The organism is uncultured Tateyamaria sp. (assembly GCF_947504105.1).
Lineage (GTDB): Bacteria > Pseudomonadota > Alphaproteobacteria > Rhodobacterales > Rhodobacteraceae > Tateyamaria.
In genome coordinates, this window is sequence record NZ_CANNGP010000145.1 from 1 (window position 1) to 908 (window position 908).

Annotated in this window: 1 protein-coding gene; it reads right to left on the minus strand. The window is 57.0% G+C overall.

Features of this window, described 5'->3' with window-relative positions; all coding sequences use genetic code 11:
* A partial coding sequence (locus tag Q1A75_RS23975) for an IS30 family transposase (RefSeq protein ID WP_299593598.1) occupies positions 1-880 on the minus strand: 880 nt, incomplete at its 3' end.
* Between the last annotated feature and the right edge of the window lie 28 nt (positions 881-908).

Consider the following 908-nt stretch of genomic DNA (forward strand, 5'->3'; position numbering starts at 1 on the left):
TCAGTGAGCGGTACAGTTTCTTGGACAGTTTACGGGCCTGTTTGATCAGAGCCGTGATAACGCTTTGCGTGTCCTTGTTCGCGACTTTGGCCAGCATAACAAAGCGGGAATGCCGCTCGACCAGTGTGGCGATATAGCTGTTTTTGGTACCGACCATCAGGTCACCTTCCCAGTGCCCGGGAACAGCGCAGTCTTCAATCTCGGGCGGGCGTTCGCTGATCGGCACCGCATCCTTGATCTTGCGCAGCTTTAGCCCCTTTTGCGTCGCGTGGCGTGACCGTCTGATTGCACGCGGGCTGCGCAGGCATTGCTGCAGCTCCTTCTTCAAAACGCCGCGCGTCTGCACATAAAGGCTGCGATAGATCGTTTCGTGGCTCAAACGCTCTTGCTCTTCATTCAGGTGCCTGCGCATCAGCCAGCCTGCAATCTGCTGAGGAGACCATTTCAGCCGCAGCTTGCGGGCAATGGAACCGCACAAAGCTTCGTTGAAGGAGAGCTTACAGGCTTTGGGTCGCCTTGCGCAGTCCCAGGCACGCTGATTGGACTGTGCGGCGCGATAGGCCTTGCGCCCGCCGTTTCTGCGCACTTCCCGACTGATGGTCGATGGCGCGCGCTTGAGGTCACGCGCAATAGAACGCAGAGAACGATCACCGGCCAACCCAAGGGAAATTGCTTCGCGCTCCTCAAGGCTCAATGACAACCAGGATCGGAGACGCACAGGTGGTCGAATGCCGCCAGTCAAAGCCAAATGCGGGAAGATCGACGAAGACGCCCGGTCGAACCTACGACCTATCGCACTCAGTGACGCTCCTCGCTGCCATCGATCCCACATCTCCGACTTCTGCTTGTCGGTATAAAACGTCCGCCCGCGGTACTTCATATCTAAACACTCAATCTCTCTCATAAAA